Annotated in this window: 14 protein-coding genes; 3 read left to right on the forward strand and 11 right to left on the reverse strand. The window is 70.2% G+C overall.

Annotation, left to right across the window (positions count from 1 at the left end; genetic code table 11):
• The first annotated feature begins 130 nt into the window (after positions 1-130).
• Positions 131-931 (forward strand): crotonase/enoyl-CoA hydratase family protein, encoded by an 801-nt coding sequence (locus LADH09A_RS01825; RefSeq protein ID WP_238642984.1) that lies wholly within the window; start codon positions 131-133, stop codon positions 929-931.
• A gap of 1 nt (position 932) precedes the next feature.
• On the opposite strand, the gene LADH09A_RS01830 is transcribed toward LADH09A_RS01825, so the two are convergent.
• The 9 genes from LADH09A_RS01830 to LADH09A_RS01870 form a co-directional block, all read right to left on the reverse strand.
• Positions 933-4,631: a discoidin domain-containing protein gene (locus tag LADH09A_RS01830; RefSeq protein ID WP_238642985.1), complete on the reverse strand. Its 3,699-nt coding sequence runs from the start codon at positions 4,629-4,631 to the stop codon at positions 933-935.
• 189 nt (positions 4,632-4,820) lie between these two features.
• Entirely contained in the window at positions 4,821-7,715 is a 2,895-nt protein-coding gene (locus LADH09A_RS01835; protein WP_238642986.1) for a galactose-binding domain-containing protein, read from the reverse strand.
• Positions 7,716-7,860: 145 nt separating this feature from the next.
• Positions 7,861-9,465 (reverse strand): glycoside hydrolase family 13 protein, encoded by a 1,605-nt coding sequence (locus LADH09A_RS01840; RefSeq protein ID WP_238642987.1) that lies wholly within the window; start codon positions 9,463-9,465, stop codon positions 7,861-7,863.
• 140 nt (positions 9,466-9,605) lie between these two features.
• On the reverse strand, positions 9,606-10,493 hold the full coding sequence (locus LADH09A_RS01845) for a carbohydrate ABC transporter permease (protein WP_238642988.1): 888 nt from the start codon (positions 10,491-10,493) through the stop codon (positions 9,606-9,608).
• A gap of 11 nt (positions 10,494-10,504) precedes the next feature.
• Positions 10,505-11,461, reverse strand: coding sequence for a carbohydrate ABC transporter permease (locus tag LADH09A_RS01850; RefSeq protein WP_238642989.1), 957 nt, complete (start codon positions 11,459-11,461; stop codon positions 10,505-10,507).
• 87 nt (positions 11,462-11,548) lie between these two features.
• Positions 11,549-12,928: an ABC transporter substrate-binding protein gene (locus LADH09A_RS01855; RefSeq protein WP_238642990.1), complete on the reverse strand. Its 1,380-nt coding sequence runs from the start codon at positions 12,926-12,928 to the stop codon at positions 11,549-11,551.
• A gap of 332 nt (positions 12,929-13,260) precedes the next feature.
• Positions 13,261-14,265 (reverse strand): LacI family DNA-binding transcriptional regulator, encoded by a 1,005-nt coding sequence (locus LADH09A_RS01860; protein ID WP_238642991.1) that lies wholly within the window; start codon positions 14,263-14,265, stop codon positions 13,261-13,263.
• Positions 14,246-14,491: a hypothetical protein gene (locus LADH09A_RS01865; RefSeq protein ID WP_238642992.1), complete on the reverse strand. Its 246-nt coding sequence runs from the start codon at positions 14,489-14,491 to the stop codon at positions 14,246-14,248. Before LADH09A_RS01865 ends, LADH09A_RS01860 begins: the two co-directional genes overlap by 20 nt.
• A gap of 72 nt (positions 14,492-14,563) precedes the next feature.
• Positions 14,564-16,039: a dihydrolipoyl dehydrogenase family protein gene (locus tag LADH09A_RS01870; protein ID WP_238642993.1), complete on the reverse strand. Its 1,476-nt coding sequence runs from the start codon at positions 16,037-16,039 to the stop codon at positions 14,564-14,566.
• Positions 16,040-16,130: 91 nt separating this feature from the next.
• On the opposite strand from LADH09A_RS01870, the gene LADH09A_RS01875 reads away from it, so the two are divergent.
• Positions 16,131-17,210: a serine hydrolase domain-containing protein gene (locus LADH09A_RS01875; protein ID WP_238642994.1), complete on the forward strand. Its 1,080-nt coding sequence runs from the start codon at positions 16,131-16,133 to the stop codon at positions 17,208-17,210.
• A 7-nt stretch (positions 17,211-17,217) separates the two neighbouring features.
• Here the strand turns inward: LADH09A_RS01875 and LADH09A_RS01880 are convergent, their stop codons facing one another.
• Entirely contained in the window at positions 17,218-18,543 is a 1,326-nt protein-coding gene (locus tag LADH09A_RS01880) for a cryptochrome/photolyase family protein (protein WP_238642995.1), read from the reverse strand.
• Positions 18,540-19,463 carry a phytoene/squalene synthase family protein gene (locus LADH09A_RS01885; RefSeq protein WP_238642996.1) on the reverse strand — a complete coding sequence of 308 codons (924 nt, stop codon included), beginning with the start codon at positions 19,461-19,463 and terminating at the stop codon, positions 18,540-18,542. Before LADH09A_RS01885 ends, LADH09A_RS01880 begins: the two co-directional genes overlap by 4 nt.
• A 64-nt stretch (positions 19,464-19,527) precedes the next feature.
• Between LADH09A_RS01885 and LADH09A_RS01890 the strand changes: the two genes are divergently transcribed.
• The gene (locus LADH09A_RS01890; protein WP_238642997.1) at positions 19,528-20,670 is read left to right on the forward strand and encodes a polyprenyl synthetase family protein; all 1,143 of its coding nucleotides are present in this window, start codon (positions 19,528-19,530) and stop codon (positions 20,668-20,670) included.
• The last annotated feature ends 21 nt before the right edge of the window (positions 20,671-20,691 follow it).

The raw sequence follows: 20,691 nt of genomic DNA on the forward strand, positions 1-20,691 counted from the left end.
ACAAAATCGTCACTGAGCGCGATCTTGCAGTTGCTGCCCCGGCAAACCGCCCACACCTGGCCGAAGCACGGCACCGGCCACAAGATCGACGGGGATTGTGGGTGCGGGACCGTACGGGCATGCTGAGTCGATGGGTGTACGGGTGGAGCGTGCCGGGCCGGTGACGACCGTCGTGCTGGATCGGGTGGCGGCTCGCAACGCCGTCGACGGGCCGACAGCTCGGGCGCTCGCCGACGCCTTCCGGGCCTTCGAGGCCGACCCCGACGCCGCGGTGGCCGTGCTCTGGGGCGCCGGCGGCACGTTCTGCGCGGGCGCCGACCTCAAGGCGATCGGCACGCCGAGCGGCAACCGGGTCGAGCCGGAGGGGGACGGGCCGATGGGCCCGACCAGGATGGCGCTCAGCAAACCGGTGGTCGCGGCGATCTCCGGGTACGCGGTGGCGGGCGGCCTGGAGCTGGCGCTCTGGTGCGACCTGCGGGTCGCCGAGTCCGACGCGACCCTCGGCGTGTTCTGCCGCCGCTGGGGAGTGCCGCTGATCGACGGTGGAACGGTCCGGCTGCCCCGGTTGATCGGCGAGAGCCGGGCGATGGACCTGATCCTCACCGGCCGCCCGGTGCCGGCCGAGGAGGCGTACGCGATGGGGTTGGTCAATCGGTTGGTGCCACCCGGCCAGGCGCGGGCCGCGGCCGAGGAGTTGGCGGCGGCGATCGCCCGGCACCCGCAGACCTGCCTGCGCAACGACCGGGCGGCGCTGCTGGCCGGAGTCGGGAGAGGGGAGCCGGAGGCGCTGGCGACCGAGTTGGCGTACGGGATGGACTCCTTGGCCACGGACGCGGCGGCCGGCGCGGCACGGTTCGCGGCCGGCGAGGGCCGACACGGCACGATGCCGCCGGGAGGGGGGACCCTCCCGGCGGCACCCGGTGCGAGCTAGGTCAGTTGCGGTTGATGGTGAAGGTTGACGTGGGGTTCTGGATGTCCACCGCGTTGTTGCTCAGCCGCAGGTTGTTGAAGGTGACCGACCCGACGGCAGGCCCCTGCCCAGCCTCCGGCATCGGGTTGGCCCAGATGGCGAAGCCGGACTTGGCGTCGTAGGCGTCGCCGCTCTTGCGCGCCCCGCTGATCGAGACGTTGGTGAAGACCGTGTCGGTGATCGGGTTCTGCGGCTGCCCGCCGACGTAGTTGGTCTGGAACATGATGCCGCTGTAGGTCGGGTCGACGATGTCGACGTCGCTGACGCGGATGCCCTGGAACACCTTCGAGGCGGAGAAGACCCAGATCGCCGGGAAGGTCTGCCCACCCCAGAAGTGCCCACCGGCCCGCACGATCGAGATGTTCTCGAACCGGGTCGGCGGGTTGGCACCGAAGCCGTTCATCGGGTAGCCGAAGTCGAGCGAGCTGATGGTGATGCCCGAGTAGACCAGGGTGTCCGCGATGTAGATGTTGCGGAACGTGTTGCCGTAGCCGCCGTAGACGGCCACACCGGCGGCCCGCCAGGTGAGGGTCGAGGTCAGGTTCTCGTAGATGTTGTCCTTCATGTCGGCGCCGCCCGCGTCGATCGCCGAGAACAGCGCGAAGCTGTCGTCGCCGGTGGCCCGGGCGTCGTTGTTGCTGACCAGGTTGTTGGTGCTGCCGTTGGTCATGTTGATGCCGTCGGCGAACATGTTGCGGATCCGGGAGTTCTTGATCGTCATGTAGTCGGTGTTCGCGCCCCAGTAGAGGCACACCATGTGCTCGTTCCAGATGTTGTCGATCACGATGTTCGACACGTTGGCGAAGTCGAACACCTTGCCCGGACCGTCGATGCGTGAGGTGTAGTTGCCGAAGTAGGCGAAGTTCTTGAAGGACGAGTTCGCCGCCGACGCCTCGGCCCGGAAGCCGATGTCGGTGTTGTCCTGACCCGCCGGTCCGTTGAACCGGGTGTACCAGGGGCCGGCGCCGGTAACCTGCACCGCCTTGCCGTACACCTGGAACTTCGACGAGGTGGAGTAGTTACCGGCCGGCAGGTACACCCCGACCAGGTTGCCGGTGGTGTCCATCCGCACCCGGTCCAGGGCGTTCTGCACGTCCTGGTGGGTGAAGCCGGTCGGCGTGGTGTAGCGGGCCGGGTCCGGGTTGGCGATCGGTGACACCTGCTCGGTGTTGATGAAGTCGATCGCGTACGTGGTGGTGTTGGCCGGGTCCTTCTGGAGGCGGATCTTGCTGCCCGCCGGCACGGTGGAGTTGAGCATGACGTTGGCTTCGTCGTAGATGTGCCGCGGTCCGCCCGCGCTCGGCGAGTTGCCCGGGCTGGCCTCGTTGCCGTAGAGCCAGGCGTACCGGGACGTCAGGTCGATGGCCTTGTGGAACGTGCCGTTGACGTAGACGTTCAGCGTCGAGTTGATTCCACCACCGCCCGGTGCGTCCGGGATGGAGAAGCGGGTGACCAGCGTGTTGGTGCTGGCCCGGGTGGTGAACTCGACGTAGCTGCCGGTCGAGTTGAGGGTCACCGCCCGTCGACCGGACGCCTCGCCGGCCAGGTCGCCGATCTCCCGGTTCGGACCGACGACGCTGGCGCCGCCGCCGACCGCGCCGTCCTCGGCCTCGTACATGTCGTACGGCATGTTGGCGCCGCGACCGACGAAGAGCGGGCGGTCACTGGTGTTGTTGGCCTGCTTGACCGGCAGCTCGTTGCCGTCGGCGGCGAGCACCACCCGGACGGTGTACTTACCGTTCGCGGCGGTCCAGGTGCCCAGGTTGACCGGGCCGACCGTGGCGCCGGCGTTGATCACGCCGGAGTACGAGCCGGTCAGCGTACGGACCACGGTGCCGGACTCGTTGAGCACGGTGAGCGTGATGCCGTGCGCGCCGGACGCGGACGCCACACTGCCGGCGTTGCGCACCGACACCGAGAAGGTGACCGTGCTGCCGGCAGACGGGTTGCCCGGCGACCAGGCCACCGCCGAGGCGACCAGGTCCGACGTGGCGACCGGGCTGACCACCAGCGGGCTGGGGTTGGAGTAGCTGTTGTTGGTGTCGTCCTGCTCGACAACGGTGTTCGACTCGTCGACCTTCGCGCTGAGCGGGTAGCTGCCGGAGTCACGGGTGCCGATGCTGGCGCTGACCGTGGTCGAGGCGCCGGCCGCGAGGCCGCCGACCGACGCGGTGCCCACCCGGGTGGCGCCCAGGTAGAAGTTGACGTTCGTCGCGCCGGAGGCCGACGAGCCCGCGTTCCGCACGGTCGCGGAGAGCGTGATGGTGCTCGTCTCCACGGGTGCGGACGGGCTGAACGACATGCCGGTCACGGTCAGGTCCGGGTTCGGCGCGGGGGTGCCGAAGACCTGGAACTCGGCCACCTGCCCGGCCGGTGCGCCGGTGTTCGAGGCGATCGAGAGCCGTACGTCGGCCGCGGCACCGGAGACCGGGATGGTCACCGTGTTGCCGCTGCCCGGGTTGAAGGAGTAGTTCGCCGCGCCCACCAGCGTGGTGAAGGACGACGAACCCTGGTCCCGGCCGAGCACGGTGATGTTCTGCGTACGCGCACCCCAGGCCGAGTCCGGGTTCAGCTTCACGACGACCTGGCTGAGGCTGGCGTTCGCACCGAGCTGCACGGTCAGCGTGCTCGGGTTGCCGTTGCCCTCCCAGTAGGTGGCCACGTTGTTGTCGTTGGCGTTGGTGGCCACGAACGTGTGCACGTACCCGGAGGCGGTGATCGGCTTGCCGATCGCCAGGTTGGAACCGGTCGGCGGGTTGCCGGTGCCGGTCCGGGTCACGGTGTTGCTGTTCGCCGACTGGTTGCCGGCCGCGTCCTTGGCCCGCACGTAGTACGAGACCGTGGTGCTGGTCGACTGGCTGTCGGTGTACGTGAGCGTCGAGCCGTTGACGCTGCCGCGCAGCGCGCCGTTGGCGTAGATGTCGTACCCGGTCACCCCGACGTTGTCGGTGGACGCCGACCAGGTGAGCCGGATCTGCCCACTGGCCGGCTGGGTGTACGCCAGGTTGCCGGGAACGCTCGGGGCCTGGGTGTCGGTGTTGCCGGCAGCGCCGTAGACCTCGACCTCGGAGAGCTGGGCGGCCGGCCAACCGGTGTTGCCGGTGACCTGCACCCGTACGTAGCGGGTGCTGGCTGCGGTGAAGCTGACCGTCGCGGTGTTGCCGCTGGCCGGGTTGAAGGTGTAGCCGGCGGACGCCTTCAGGGTGGTGAAGGTCGAGCCGTTGGTGGAGCCGAGCACCGACAGCGTCTGGGTGCGGGTCTGCCAGTCCGACGCGGGCGGCAGCTTGAGCACCACCCGGTCCACGCTGACCGTGGCGCCCAGGTCGGCCTGGATCCACTGCGGGAAGGCGTTGTTGGCGCTCTCCCAGTAGGTCGACGCGTTGCCGTCGTTGGCGTTGCTCGCCACGTAGTTCTGGTTGTAGCTGCTGGCGGTCATGGTGGCGGAGAGCCCGGCGAGCATGGCGACGCGGGCGGCTGCCGCGACCGGGTCGACCACCGGTGCCGCGCCGGCCGCCGCGGGGGTGACGACCGGTGCGGTGACGAGGAGCATCCCGGCGAGCACGCTGGAGAGCAGCCGACGGCGGCCGGAGCGGGTGGTGCCGGGGACGGGAGTGGGCGCGCCGGTTCGCGGCGTGCCTCGTCTGGTGCCGTTTCTCAACATGGGGTCGCTACACCTCTTTCGGGGGTGGGTGTGGGTGCGTTGCCCGGCGACGGGTGCAGGGGTACGCCCGTCGTTCCGCGACAGGTGGGGGACGGTGCGGGTTGGGGGACGGGGTGGGCGGCCGGGGCTGCGTTGCGCCGGACCGCCCGGACCGGGATGCCCCCGCCCTGGGCGGCGGGGGCACCCGGCCTAGCTGGAGTAGGCCTCGAACTCGCTGAGCTGACCGGCTGGCCAACCGGTGTTGCCGGTGACGGTCAGCCGCAGGTACCGCTGGCTGGTCGCCGTGAAGGTCACGGTGACCGTGTTGCCGCTGCCCGGGTTGAAGGTGTAGCCGGCGGACGCCTTCAGGGTGGCGAACGTCGAGCCGTTGGTGGAGCCGAGCACCGACAGTGTCTGGGTGCGCGTCTGCCAGGCCGACGACGGTGGGAGTTTCAGCACGACCCGGGACACCGTGCGGTTGGTGCCCAGGTCCACCGTCAGCGACTGCGGGAAGGCGTTGTTGGCGCTCTCCCAGTAGGTGTTCGGGTTGCCGTCCACCGTGTTGGTGGCGGCGTAGACGTCGGAGTGGCTGGTCTCGGTCACCGGCCGCCCGGCCGCCAGGTTGCCGCTGGGCGGCGGGGTGGTGGGCGGTGGCGTGGTCGGCGGCGGCGTGGTCGGGGGCGGTGTGGTGGGCGGCGGCGTGGTGGGGGTGCCGCCGTACACCTCGACCTCGGAGAGTTGCGCGGCCGGCCAGCCGGTGTTGCCGGTGACGGTCACCCGGAGGTAGCGACGGTCGCCGGAGGGCAACCCGATCGAGACGGCGTTGCCGGCGCCGGGGTCGAAGACCCGACCGGCGGACGACGCCAACGTGGCGTACGACGAGCCGTCGGTGGAGCCGAGGACCGACACCGTCTGGGTGCGGCTTCCCCAGCCGGCGGGCAGCTTGAGCACCACCCGGTCGACGGGCCGGGCCGAGCCGAGGTCGACGGTGACCGACTGCGGGAAGGCGTTGTTGGCGCTCTCCCAGTAGCTGGCCGCGTTGCCGTCCACCACGTTGCCCGCCGTGTAGCTCTGGTTGGTGCTGGTCGCGGTCGCCGGCCGGTTCAGGGCGAGGTTTCCACTGGTGGGAGGCGGGGTGGTGGGAGGCGGGGTGGTGGGCGGCGGGGTGGTCGGGGGCGGAGTGGTCGGCGGCGGGGTCGTGGGTCCACCGCCCCACTGCGGGTTGGGCCACGGGCCGCAGTACGGGGTGGGCGTGTACCAACCGGAGTTGCCGCTGCCCTGGGTGATCTGGAAGCCACCGCCCACGCAGTTGTGCATCGGGTTGCTCTGCGCGATGTTGGTGGCGCGCACGTTGGTGAACGACACCTGACTGGGTGCCTGCACCTGGAGCGCGTACGTGCCGGCGCCGTCGATCCGCACGTTGCTCAGGTTGATGCCGCTGGTCTGGCCCTCGATCCAGTGCAGCGCGGCGTACGAGCTGTCCAGGATGTCGGTGTCGGTGATGTTGATGGTGGCCTGCTGGAACGACTCGTTCAGTGCGGAGAACCAGATCGCTCCGACGCCGAAGTTCCAGTTGTAGTCCGAGTTGCCGTTGCGGATCAACGTGTTCCGGGCGATCGTCCAGGTGCCCCGGACCGCGGTGTCGCCCTGCACACCCGGATAGCGGTTGGCCACGTGGATGCCGCCGCCGTTGGTCAGCGAGTCGGCCGTCACGTTGTCGGTGATCTTGATGTCCCGACCGCCGTAGCTGACCAGGTGGTTCGCCAGCAGGGTCACACCGATGGTGTTGTGGGTGAAGGAGTTGTTGACGTTCGGCACGCTCTGCGCCCACATCGCCAGCGCGTCGTCGCCGGTGTTGCGCACGAACGTGTTGGTCACCGTCGAGTTGGTCACGCCGGTGTGGAAGTTCACGCCGTCCGCGGTCTGGTCCAGGATCCGGCTGTTGCGGATGGTGAAGTTGTCCATCGGGCCGTCCATCCACGCCCCGACCTTGGTGTTCTCCAGCCAGAGGTTGTCGACCACCGAGTTGGTCATCGCCCCGCCCAGGGCGTTGACCTGGTCGTCGTCGATCCGCTCCCGGATGTCGCCGATGATGGCGAAGTCCCGCAGTGTGACGTTGCGGCTCGGCCCGTTCGCCTCGTGCGCGCGGACCGGGCCGGTGTAGCCGCCACCGGGGACGTACTTGCCGTAGATCCCGACGGAACGGTTCCGGTCGGTGGGGTGCCGACCGCCGAGCACCGAATACCAGGGCCCGGCGCCGCGCAGGGTCACCCCGTCGACCACCACGTGGTCCCAGAGGGTGAAGGTGCCGGTCGGGATCCAGACGGCCCGGCCCTGGGCCTTGCCGGCGTCGACCGCCGCCTGGAACCTGGCGGTCGAGTCGGTCGCGCCGCTCGGGTCGGCACCGAAGTCGGTGACCACGTCGAGCACACCGGCGGGCTTCGTGATGGCCGGGGCGACCAGCTCGAAGTCGGCCAGGTCGATGGTGAACGTGGGCGACTGGGCGGTCGAGGAGACCTGGAAGCGGATCTTCGTACCGGCGGGCTGGGTGCTGCCGAACATCGCCCGGGTCTCGTCGTAGAAGTGGTGCGGGTTGGTGTCACCCGGGTTGTTGTTGAACGGGTATCCGCCGTAGTACCAGCCGTACCTCGACGTCACCGGGACCGACTTCAGCAGCGACCCGTTGGCCCGCAGGTCGATGGCGGCGTCCCGGCCGGTGCCGGACGGGCTGTCCGGCAGGCTGTAGCGGAAGGTGACCGCGTTGGCCGGCGCGGTGAGGGTGAACTCGACGTACTCGCCGACGGCGTCGAGGGTGACCGCCTCCCGGCCGGACGCCTCGGACGGCAACGTGCCGTAGCGCCGGTCCGGGCCGATCTTCGAGCCGTTGTGGGCGGCCTCCTCGGCCTCCTGCTCGATGAACGGGACGGTGGCGCCTCGATTGGGGATGTCGAAGGGGGACAGTCCAGCCGCCGAGGCCGGCGTCGCGGTGCCGGTGACCGCGAGAGCGGTCACCGTTGTGGCGGCGAGCAGGGTGGCGGCAATGGCGGCCAACCCTGCCCGGGTCGGGTGTCGGTGGTGCGGGGTGCCGGTGGTGTGGTTGGCCATGAGCTGCGCTCTCCCTTTCGTCAGGCAGGCCAGGTCCCCCCGTGTCGGTGCGGCGTGACGCGTCTCCCCTCGGTTCTCCTTTCCTTCGGTGGCGTGGTGCCGACGGCCGGGACGGGCCGCCGGCACCACGGCGAGCAGAGTCAGGTCAGGCTGGCCCGTCCGCCGATTCGGTGGTACGCAGCCAGACCGCGGTGTCGGACGGCAGCAACCCGTCGTCGAGCGGCCCGCTGGCCAGCAGCAACTGCCCCTCGGCCGGCATCGGAACCGGCGTGTCGGACAGGTTGACGAGGCAGGTGAAGCCACCGCCGCGGCTGAAGGCGAGCACCCCGTCCGGGGCGGGCAGCCAGGTCAGCTCACCGTCACCGAGCGCCGGGTCGGCACGGCGGGCCTGGATCGCCGCCCGGTACAGCTCCAGCATCGAGGCGGAGTCGCCGGTCTGCGCGCTGGCCGTCCGGTCCTTCCAGTCGGCCGGCTGGGGCAGCCAGGGCGCTGCCGCACCCGTCGGGCTGAACTCGAACGGCGGCTCGTCCCCCGCCCACGGCAGGGGCACGCGGCAGCCGTCCCGGCCCGGGTCGATCCGGCCGGACCGTTCCCACATGGGGTCCTGACGCATCGCGTACGGGATGTCCTCGACCTCGTAGAGGCCCAGTTCCTCGCCCTGGTAGACGTAGGCGGCGCCGGGCAGCGACAGCGACAGCAGCGCGGCGGCGCGGGCCCGGCGGGTGCCCAGCTCAAGGTCGGTGGGGGTGCCCTCGCGCTTGGCGGCGAAGCTGAACCGGGTGTCCGCGCGACCGTAGCGGGTGACGTGTCGGGTGACGTCGTGGTTCGAGAGCACCCAGGTGGCCGGCGCGCCGACCGGCGCGTGCGCGCTCAGCGTCCCGTCGATGCTCTCCCGCAGGGCCGAGGCGTCCCAGGCGCAGCCGAGGAAGTCGAAGTTGAACGCGGCGTGCAGCTCGTCCGGGCGCAGGTAGTTGGCGAACCGCTGCCGGTCCGGCAGCCACACCTCACCGATCAGGGCCCGCTCGCCCGGGTAGGAGTCGGCGACCCGCCGCCAGCCCCGGTAGATGTCGTGCACCCCGTCGAGGTCGTGGAACGGGTGCGGGTGGTCGGGGCGGACCTCGGGCAACTCCCCGTCCTTGACCAGGAGCCCGGCCGAGTCGATCCGGATGCCGTCCACACCCCGGTCGAACCAGAACCGCAGGATGTCCTCGAACTCCGCCCGCACCCGGGGGTGGTCCCAGTTGAAGTCCGGCTGCTGCGGGGCGAACAGGTGCAGGTACCAGTCGCCGGGGGTGCCGTCCGGGTTGGTGGTGCGGGTCCAGGTCTCGCCGCCGAACTCGCCGACCCAGTCGGTGGGCCGCTGGTCGCCGTTCGGGCCCCGGCCCGGCCGGAACCAGAACAGGTCCCGCTCGGGCGCGCCGGGCCCACCGGCGAGCGCCGCCTGGAACCAGGGGTGCGCGTCGGAGCAGTGGTTCGGCACCACGTCGACGATGGTCCGGATGCCCAGCGCGTGCGCCTCGGCGATCAGCGCCTCCGCCTCGGCCAGGCTGCCGAAGACCGGGTCGATGTCGCGGTAGTCGGACACGTCGTAGCCGGCGTCGGCCATCGGCGAGGGATACCAGGGACTGAACCAGATCGCGTCGACGCCGAGCGCGGACAGGTGGTTCAGCCGGGACCGGATGCCGGCGATGTCACCGATGCCGTCGCCGTTTCCGTCGGCGTAGCTGCGGGGATACACCTGGTAGATCACGGCTCCACGCCACCACGGACTTCTGTCAGCTGTGGACACGAGCACCTGCTTTCTGCGTCAGTACGTCGGCGGGTTCGCCGGACCTAGATATGTATCGGGGCGAACGGTCGTTGTTCGCCGCGCGGGGGGACCGGTGGTGGCTATCCCTTGATGCTGCCCGTGGTCAGACCGGACATGATGTTCCGCTGGAAGATCAGGAAGATGATGACAGTCGGGATCGCGGCGATCACCGAGGCGGCGATCACCACGTTCATCGGGGTGCCGCCGGCGAAGGTGTAGATGCCGACGCTGACCGTCCGGGTCTCCGGCGACGGCATGACCAGCTTCGGCCAGAGGAAGTCCTTCCACACCGCCGTCACGGCGAAGATCGAGACGACGCCGAGGATGGGGCGCGACAGCGGCAGGATGATCGACCAGAGGGTGCGCAGCGACGAGGCCCCGTCCATGAGGGCCGCCGCCATCAGCTCCTCGGGAATCGAGTCGAAGAACCGCTTCAGCAGGAAGATGTTGAACGCGTTCGCGACCATCGGCAACCAGATCGCGAACGGCGAGTCGAGCAGGTTGATGTGCAGGATCGGCAGGTCCAGCACCGTCACGTACTGCGGGACGATGAGGACCATTGCCGGGATCATCAGCGTTCCCAGCATCAGGGCGAGGATCACGTTGCCGAACATCGGTCGGAGCTTGGACAGCGAGTACGCCGCGGCGCTGTCGAAGACCAGTTGGAACAGCACCGCGCCGATGGCGTAGTAGAACGTGTTGAACAGCAGCTTGGCGAGGGCCAGGTTGTTCCACGCGTCGATGTAGTTCTGCGGCTGGGGGTCCTTCGGGAACAGCGACGGCGGGGTCTGGGCGATCTCCTGACCGGATTTGAGCGCGCCGGTGACCATCCAGTAGAGCGGTCCGAGGAACACGAGCGTGAACCCCGCCACGACGACGACCAGCAACGTCCAGTAGATGACCTTGCCTCGCCCCCGGCTGAGCTGGGAGTGGGAGATGAGGGTCCGGGTTCCGGAATCCTGTGCCATTCCTCGCCGTCCTAGTCCTGTTTCGCAGTCAGCCGCACGTACACGGCGGAGAAGCCGGCCAGCACCACGAGCATGATCACGCCCAGGGCGGCGGCGCCGTTGAGGTCGTTCTGGAAGAACCCGTGCTGGTAGATGAGGTACGCCACCGAGGTCGCCGAGTCCTCCGCGCCCGCGCCGTTGGCCAGGATCAGGGGCTCGATGAAGAGCTGCATCGTGGCGACGATCTGCAACATCGCCAGGAGCGCGAGGATCAGCCGGGTCTGCGGGATCGTCACGTGGCGGATCCGGCGCCAGATCCCGGCGCCGTCCAGTTCCGCCGCCTCGTACAACTCGCCGGGGATGTTCTGCAACGACGCCAGGTAGATCAGCACGGCGCCGCCCATGTTCATCCAGGTCGACGCGACCACCATCGCCGGCATCGTCATCTCGGGCGACTGCATCCACTGCGAGGTGGGCAGGTGCAGCGCCTTGAGGATCGCGTTGAAGAGCCCGGCCTCGCTGGGGTCGTACGCGTAGAACTTGAAGAGGAACAGCGCCGAGGCCGGCGGCAGCATCACCGGCAGGTAGACCAGGATCCGCAGGTAGCCCTTGGCGTGGCGGAACTCGTTGAGCAGGATCGCCACGAAGAACGGCACCGCGTACCCGAGGACGAGCGCGAGCGCCGTGAAGTAGAACGTGTTCTGCCAGGCCGTCCAGAAGCTGGGGTCGGCGATGATGCGGGAGTAGTTGTCCCAACCCACCCAGGTGGTCTCGCCGCGCCGGGTCCGCTGGAAGCTCATGATGATGCCGCGGACCATCGGGTACCAGGAGAAGACGACGAAGCAGAGCACCGCGCCGATCAGGAACGCGTGCCCGGTGAGGTTGTCCCGTACCTTGCGGCCGAGGCTCGTACGCTGCGGCCTCGCCGAGTACGGCGACGGCGGACGGCCCGGTTTCCTGGTGGTCTCCGGGACGGTGGTGATCGCCAAGGCAACTCCTGGGTGAGTCGGTGACGTCGACGATGTGGCGCGGGTGGTGTGGGGGCCGGGTCGGCGTACCGGCCCCCACACGCTCGGTCAGCTCTCCGCGGTGAGGAGCTGGTTGACCTTCTCCTCGGCGGTCTTGAGCAGGGCGTCGATGTTCGAGTTCGGGTTGGTCAGCACACCCGACATCGCGGCGTCGAGCACCGCGTAGATCGCCTGTGCGTTGCGGGGCTCACCCTTGATCGGCACCGGGGTCGCCTCGAAGAGGGCGAAGTTCGCGGTGTCGACGTTCGCGTTCGCCTTGCGCAGCTCCAGTTCCTGCTTCTGCGCGTCGCTGCCGTTGGCGAAGAGCAGCGGCTGGGGCAGACCCACCGGGTAGTTCTGCGGCTTCGCCCGGACGTAGTCGAACTGACCCTTGCCCGGGGTGAGCTTCTGGTACGCGATCCACTTCAGGCCGGCCTCGACCTGCTCGGGAGTGAGGTCCTTCTTGAAGAAGTAGCCCTCGCCACCACCGAGCGTCCCCTTCGCCGCGCCGTCCTGGCCGGGCAGCGGGGCCATCGCCCAGTCCTGGAACTTGCCCTGGAACTGGCTGACGATCGCCTGGGTGGCGTCCGGCGCGCCGATGAACATGCCGACCTTGCCCGCACCGGCGTTGGTCAGCAGGTCGCCCCACTGGAGCAGCTGACGGGCGCCCATGCTGTTGTCGCCGTACCGCATGTCCTTGATGTTCTGCAGGACCTGCTTGCCCATGGGGTTGTTGAAGTCGGCCTTCTTGCCGTCCGGGGTCAGCACCTGGCCGCCCTGCGAGTAGAGCAGGGAGGTGAAGTGCCAGCCGCCGGTGTTGCCGGCGCTGTACTCCGAGTAGCCCGCGATGCCGTTGCCGAGTGCGGAGATCTTCTTGGCGGCGGCCCGGACGTCGGCCCAGGTCTTCGGCGGGTTGTTGACGTCGAGCCCGGCCTGCTGGAACAGGGCCTTGTTGTAGACCAGACCCATCGAGTAGTTCTTCACCGGAACGGCGTAGAGCTTGCCGCCGTCGGTGAAGACGCCCTTGAGCGCCGGGTCGACGCTGTCCCAGGTGGGGATCGTGTCCTTGCTGACCTTGGAGGTGATGTCCATGGCCTGGCCGGAGTCGAGCACCTGCTGGAGATCGGTCATGTACCCGTAGAACACGTCCGTGACGGTGCCGCCGGCGAGGCGGGCGGTGAAGTCCGGCGGGTTGTTGCACTGCTCGCCGACGCTGACGCTCTTGATGACGATGTTGGGGTTCTGCTTCTGGAACTCGGCGACGTCGTCGTTCCAGTTCTTCAGCAGCTCTTTCTGCGCGCCGACCGGCTGGCAGTCGACGGTGATGGTGACCTTGCCGCCTGCGGTCGCGTCCTTGTCGTCACTCTTCGTGGAGCACGCCGTGAGGCTGAGCCCCAGGCCGGCCACGAGCGCAACCGCCGCAGCCTTTCGGTATTGCGGTACGGACATCTGTCCATCCCTTCGGGAACGGGTGTCTCCAATGACCTTCGCTGATCTGCGGTGATGCGACCTGACGCCCAGTAGCTGCGTCGGAGCCAGGTGTGAGTGGAGTCACTGTAGCGAGGGGGACTCATTTCGGCAAGGTATCGACCCTGTTCCGAAAGGACACGACGTGATTACGGCAGATGTTGGCAAGGCCCTGAAAGCAGCCAGATTTAGGGGCCTTTGATCACTTATGGCGGGTCATTCGGCAGAGTCGATGCCGCTCAGGACGAGCAACGACGAAAACGGCCGCCGACCGCGGGAGCGGTCGACGGCCGAAGCCTGGGTCGGTGCGGTGCCTAGCGACCCGGGGCGGGTGCGGTCGAGCCGCGTACCACCAGCTCGGGCTCGAACAGCAGCTCGTCGTGCAGCACGCCGGCGCCTTCGATCTGGGTGACCAGCAGATCCACCGCAGCCTGCCCCATCGTCTCGATCGGCTGCCGCACCGTGGTCAACGGCGGATCGGTGCAGGTCATGAACGCCGAGTCATCGAAGCCCACCACCGAGATGTCGGCCGGCACCGAGCGACCCAGCCGTCGGGCCGCGCGGATCGTGCCCAACGCGAGCACGTCGCTGGCGCAGATGATGCCGGTCACGCCACGCTCGACCAGTTTCGTCGCGGCGACCCGCGCCCCCTCCATCGAGAAGCTGGAACGCTCGACGCACTCGGCGTCACCCTCGTCCCAGCCAGCGGCCCGGATCATCGCGTCCAGTTTGCGCCGGGACGGCACGTGCCCCTCCGGGCCGAGCACCATCCCGATCCGCTCGTGCCCGAGCGAGCGCAGGTGCCCGTACGCCTGCTCCACCGCCACCGCGTCGTCCGTGGAGACGCGGGGAAAGCCCAACTCGTCCACACCCGCGTTGACCAGCACGACCGGGAGACCCCGATCGGTCAGCCGACGGTAGTGGTCGTGTCGGGCGTCGGCGAGCGCGTACGAACCACCGGCGAAGATCACCCCGGAGACCTGGTGGTCGAGGAGCATCTCCACGTAGTCCATCTCGGAGACACCGCCGATGGTGCGGGCACAGAGAGCCGGGGTGTAGCCGCGCTGCGCCAGGGTGCCGGTCACGACCTCGGCCAGCGCCGGGAAGATCGGGTTCTGCAACTCGGGCAGCACCAGCCCGACCAACCGGGCACGCTCGCCGCGCAGTTTGGTCGGCCGCTCGTAACCGAGCACGTCCAGCGCGGTCAGCACGGCGGTGCGGGTCGCCTCGGAAACCCCGTCGCGGCCGTTGAGCACCCGGCTGACGGTGGCCTCGCTGACGCCGGCCTTCTTGGCAACTTCAGTCAACCGCTTGGTCACGGTCGCAATCGTACGTCACCGGGATGAAAGAAATGAACAGCAAACTGCCCGGCGTTTGCTGGCCGGCTGCCGCATTCTTCCCATCGCCCACCATTACGGCACGCGAAATCGGGCCGGGCCGCGAGTCCACGGCCCCGTCGACGCAAGGTCGCACCGGCTGGACAGTGATCGACTCGGGTTTCAGGAAGTCGCGGTGTCGACAGGCCTCGGACACCGCGACTTTCATGAAGCCGAGTCGATCAAGCCCGACGCGCGCACGGCAACGCATGGCACGCGCGACGGGTGCGGCGCGCGGGCGTCAGGACAGGTCGCGCAACGCGGACTCGATGGCCCGGTGGAAGGTCGGGTACGCGTAGATCATGTGCCGGAGCTGGCTGAGCGGCACCGCCGCGTGCACCGCCACGACCAGCGCGGACAGCACCTCGCCACCGGCCGGGCCGACCGAGGTCGCGCCGATCAGCACGCCCTGGTCGGCGTCCGCGACGAGCTTGATGAAGCCGTCGTCGCCGACCCGGTGGATCCAGCCGCGTGTCGAGCTGCCCAGCTTGGTGAAACCGACCTGCACGTTGATGCCACGCTCGCGGGCCTGCCGCTCGGTGAGCCCGACCGCCCCGACCTCGGGGTCGGTGAAGGTCACCCGGGGCAGCGCGCGGTAGTCGGCGCGCGGGACGGTGCCGGCCGACCCACTCGATCCGCTGGAGGCCAACGCGCTGGACGCGCCCATCGCACCGCCGACCACGCTGGAGGTGCCGCTGGCGTCCGCCCCCGCACTCGCCTGCCGGGCGCGGGCCAGGATGTCGGCGATCACGATCCCGGCCTGGTACATGGCGATGTGGGTGAAGGCGCCCTCGCCGGTCAGGTCGCCGACCGCCCAGACCTGGTCGGTGACGTGCAACCGGTCGTCGACCGGCAGGTAGCGCTGACTGGCGTCGAGGCCGATGGTGTCCAACCCCAACTCGGTCAGGTGGGCCTTGCGCCCGGTCACCACCAGCAGACGGTCGGCGGTGTACGCCGAACCGCCACTGCCGCACAGGGTGAACCGGGTGCCGTCGTGCTCGACCCGCTCGGCGCGTACCCCGGTGTGGATCTCGACGCCGTCGGCGCGCAGCGCCGCGGCGGCGACCTCGGACGCCTCCGGTTCCTCGACGGCCAGCACCCGGTCGAGCGCCTCCACCACCGTGACCCGGACCCCGAAGCGGGCGAAGACCTGTGCCAGTTCCAGACCGATCGCGCCGCCGCCGAGCACCAGCAACGACTCCGGCAGCTCCTCGACCTCGATCGCCTGGTGGTTGGTCCAGTACGGAGTGTCGGCCAGGCCGTCGATCGGGGGCACCGACGGCCGGGTGCCGGTGCCCAGCACGACCCCGTGCCGGGCCTGGAACACCTGGTCACCGACGCGGACCCGGCCCGGGCCGTCGAGGCGACCACTCCCGCGAACGAGCCGGCCGCCCAGGCCCGTGAACCGGTCGGCGGCAACCGTGTCGTCCCAGGTGTCGGTGGCCTCCTCGCGGATGCGTTTGGCCACCGGCGCCCAGTCCGGCTGGACCTGCGCCGTCCCGGCCAGCCCGTCGACCCGGCGCGCCTCGGCGAGGGCGTTGGCCGCCCTGATCATCATCTTGCTCGGGATGCAGCCCCAGTAGGGGCACTCCCCGCCGACCAGATCCCGTTCGACGCCGACGACGCTCAGGCCGGCCTCGGCGAGCCGCTCGGCCACCTCCTCGCCGCCGACCCCGAGCCCGACCACGACCACATCCACCAGCTCCGGCTCTGCCACCCCGACAGCATCCCCCAGCGACACCGGCCGAACCACCGGGGTCGCGGAAAAGTCGGCGCGCTCACCGGTCCGCGACGCCTACCGTGGCGGGATGCACGCACGCTTCGCCCCGGTCCGGGACTCCTTCCACGACCTGCTCACCTCCGGCCGGGAGACCGGCGCCAGCCTGGTCGTCTGGTACGACGGTCAGCCCGTCGTCGACCTGGTCGGGGGCCTGTCCCGACCCGGTGACGGGCCCGGCGGCCAGCCCTGGCGGCCGGACACACTCGTCAACGTCTACTCGGTCGGCAAGCCGGTCGCCGCGCTCTGCCTGCTGATGCTCGTCGACCGGGGGCAGGTGGATCTCGACGCGCCCGTCGACCGGTACTGGCCGGAGTTCCGCACACCCGCCACCGTGCGTCAGGTGTTGTCGCACACCGCCGGGCTGCCAGCCTTCCCGGTGCCGCGACCGGCCACGGCGATCGCCGACTGGGCACTGCTCACCGGCGACCTGGCCGCCGCCGACCCCGAGTGGTCGCCGGGCTCGGTCGCCGGGGAACACGCCTGGACGTACGGGCACCTGGTGGGCGAGGTGGTCCGCCGCGTCGACGGGCGGTCGGTGGGCCGGTTCCTGGCCGAGGAGATCGCCGACCGGTGGCAGCTCGACCTCGGCTTCGGGTTGACCGAGGCGGACCAGTCGCGCTGCGCCGACCTGCGCTACGGCGATCCGCAGTGGCCGGCCGGCAAGCTCGGCAAGGCGGGATCTTTGCGGGCACGCGCGCTGGGCAACCCGGCCGGCGGGCTGGACCTGGCCGTGCTGAACAGCCCGCTCTGGCGGAAGGCCGAGATGCCCGCGGTCAATCTGCACGCCACCGCGTCCAGCCTGGCCCGGCTCTACGCCGGCCTGCTCGCTGGCGGCGTCCTGGACGGGGTTCGGCTGTTCGACCCGGACCTGGTCGCGGAGGCGACCCGGGTCCAGTACGACGGCCCCGACCTGGTGCTGGACCGCCCCGCCCACTGGACGCTGGGCATGCAGTGGGAGCCGGACGGCAGTTGGGGCATGGGCGGCATCGGCGGCAGCAGCGCGTGGGCCGACCCCGAGCGCGGCTACACCTTCGCGTACGCCACGGCGCACCTCGCCGAGCACGACCGCGTGGACGAGCTGGTCGAGGTGCTGCACTCCTGCCTCTGAGGCCGGGTCAACGCAGCCAGACGGGGTCGGTGCCCGGCACCGAGAGCGGCGGCGGATAGTCGAGCGTCCGGCCCAGCGCCTCGGGCAGTCGCCACGGTTGGTGCACGGCCTTGCCCCGCACCTTCGCCAGCTCCGGCACCCACCGGCGCACGTAGTCGCCGTCCGGGTCGTACCGTTCGGCCTGCCGGACGGGGTTGAACCCCCGGTACGGCTTGGTGTCGTTGCCGGTGCCGGCGACCCACTGCCAGTTGCCGGAGTTGTTGGCCACGTCCCCGTCCAGCAGCCACCGGAAGAAGACCGCCACCCCGGGACGCCAGTCCTGCCCGAGGTGCTTGGTCAGATAGCCGGCGGTGATCAGCCGGGCCCGGTTGTGCATCCAGCCCTGCGTACGCATCTGCCGCATCCCGGCGTCGACGATGGGCATGCCGGTCCGCCCCTCGGCCCAGGCCGCCAACGCGTCGTCGTCGTAGCGCCACTGCTCGGTGGCGCCCCGCCGGTACGCCGAGGTCGAGATCTCCGGGAAGGCGGCGGTGACCTGGTAGTAGAAGTCCCGCCAGCAGATCTGCCGGACGAACGGCCCGGACCGGTCCCCGGCGCGGTTGGCCACCGCCAGGGGGGACACGCAGCCGAACCGCAGGTACGGGCTGAGCCGGGACGTGTCGTCGCCGGCCATGTCGTCGTGCTGATCGTCGTAGCGGTCCAGGTCGGGCAGCCAGTCGGTGAGCCGCTGCCGGGCAACCCGCTCGCCGCCGACCGCCGCGTCCGGTGAGTCTCCGGCCGGCGGCTTCGGCAGGCTGCCCACGCTCACTGTGCCGGGCAGCGCCACCCGGTGCGGCGCGGCCAACTCCTCGCGCCACTGCTGGGCCGCCCAGGCCCGGTGGTACGGGCTGAACACCCGGTAGTGGTCGCCGCCTCCACCGGGCCGCAACGCGCCCGGCTCGACCACGGTCAGCCCGGGAAACAGCCGCAGGTGCAGCCGGTGCCGCTCACACTCCGCGCGCAGTCGCCGCTCGCGGCGTCGGGCGTAGTGGCTGACGTCGGCGGAGAGCGCGACGGCGGTGGCGCCCACCTCGTCGGCCAGCCGGATCGTCTCGGCCACCGGATCACCGTGGCGTACCACCAGGTCACCGCCACGCTCACGCAGCTCGGCCCGCAGCTCGGCGAGCGCCTGGTGCAGAAACCGGGTGCGGTTGGCCGACAGACCGGCCAGTGCCGGGTCGAGCACGTACAGCGGGACCACCCGGTCGAAGGCCGCGCAGGTGGTGGCCAGCGCCGGGTGGTCGTGCACCCGCAGGTCGCGGGTGAGGAGCACGATCGCGGTGCTCGCGGTCACCGGGTCTCCGGGTGGACCGTCGGCCCCGGGATGGTGACCGGCGTACCGGTCGAGGTGAGCAGTGCCCGTGCGGCCACCGCCATCCGTCGCCGCTGCGGCACCAGGGCCCGCCGGGCGAAGACGTCGTAGTCCTGCGCGGCCACCTCGTCGAGGATGCCGCCATACAGGGCGTACGCGGTGCGCATGCAGGCCTGTGAGGCTGGTGCCAGCATGGTGATGCCCGGTGCGGCGGCGGCGTAGTGCGCCTGGGCGCGGGTCACCTCGTACTCGATCAGCTCACGGGTCCGGGGCGTACCGCGGCCCCGGGCGCAGGCCTCGGCCAGCTCGTCGCGGGTGACGCCGAACTTCGCCAGGTCCTCGTCGGGCAGGTAGGTGCGGCCCCGGTCGAGGTCCTCGGCAACGTCCCGGATGAAGTTGGTGAGTTGGAACGCGAAGCCGAGCTGCCGCGCCGGTTCCCGTGCCGCCACCGGGTCGGAGGTGCCCAGGATCGGCAGCATCATGGTGCCGATGACCGCCGCCGAGCCCTCCATGTAGTCGAGCAGGTGGTCGTACGTCGGGTACGCGGTGACGGTCAGGTCCATCGCCATGCTCTTCAGAAACGACGCAAAGTCGTCCCGGTCGAGATCGAAGACGGCGATGGTGTGCAGCACGGCCGGCAACAACGGGTCGTCGACGGGCGCGCCGTGCAGGCCGGACACGAATCGGCCGGCCCAGTCATCGAGGCGGGCAGCCCGCTCGACCTGCGGTAGGTCCTCGGTGCGGTCGACGATCTCGTCGGCGTACCGCGTGAACCCGTACAGGGCATGTACATGTCGTCGTTTCCAAGCGGGAAGCAGTCGGGTGGCGAGATAGTAGGTGCGGCCGTGACGTTTGTGCAGCTCACGGCACCGGTCATAGGCAGCGGTGAGATCAGTTTCCACCGGCCCTCCTCATTTATCGACGCACCAATCGACGCAACTCGTAGCCTAGGGTACGCTCAGCCGCATGGCCAACGACGCAGTTGCGGGCAATGCGACCCGCGTGGCGCCGGCGGGGTCGGGAGACGGGGACGATCCGGTCCGCGCCGTTCTGGCCGCGTACACCCATGACCTGATCACCGCGGTCGACGAGACCCTGGCCGCCTTCCTCACCGCCGAGGTCGACTCCCTCGCCGAGATCGACACCTCGATGGGTCGCTTCGCCGCCGCAGCGCGAGAAGCCGTCCTCGTCGGTGGCAAGCGGATCCGTTCCACGTTCGCCTACTGGGGCTGGCGCGGCGCGGTCGGCGGCACCGAGGCGCTGCCGCCCGTGCTGCCCGCGCTGGCCGCGCTGGAGCTGCTGCACACCTTCGCCCTGGTGCACGACGACGTGATGGACGCGTCCACCACCCGTCGGGGCCGGCCCACCGCGCACGTCGCGCTCGCCGAACAGCACATCGCCGCAGGCCACCGGGGTGATCCCGGCCGATTCGGCGAAGCCGTCGCCGTGCTCATCGGTGACCTCTGCATGGTCTGGGCCGACCGGTTGCTGGCCCAGACCACGGTGCCGTCGGCCCGGCTGTTCGAGGTGCGGCGCTGCTACGACCAGATGCGGGTGGAGACGGTCGCCGGGCAGTATCTCGACGTGCTCGGCGAGAACGACCCGGCGAGCTGGTCGGTCGACCGGGCGCTACGGGTGGCCCGCTACAAGACCGCCAGCTACACCGTCCAGCGACCACTGCTCTTCGGGGCCTGCCTGGCCGGGGTGTCTGTCGACGACGCGCTGGTCTCCGCGTACACCCGCTACGGCCTGGCCGTCGGTGAGGCGTTCCAGCTCCGCGACGACCTGCTCGGCGTCTACGGCGATCCGGCCGCCACCGGCAAGCCGGCCGGCGACGACCTGCGCACCGGCAAGCCGACCACGCTGCTCATGCTGGCCCGCGAGCTGGCCACGCCGGCCCAGCTCCGGGTGCTCGAGCGGGCCGGCGACGAGCCGGTCGACCGGCTCGCCGAGCTGGTCGTGGAGACCGGCGCGGTGGCCAGGGTGGAGCGGATGATCGCCGAGCGGGTGAGCGACGCGCTGGCCGCGCTCGACGCCGCGCCCGTGGACCGGACGGCGCGGACCGCGCTGACCGGTCTGGCCACCGCCGCCACGAACCGGCGGGCCTGATGAGCGACTTTCTCGAGGAGG

Origin of the sequence: Micromonospora cabrerizensis (assembly GCF_022230955.1) — a bacterium.
Taxonomy (GTDB): Bacteria; Actinomycetota; Actinomycetes; order Mycobacteriales; family Micromonosporaceae; genus Micromonospora; species Micromonospora cabrerizensis.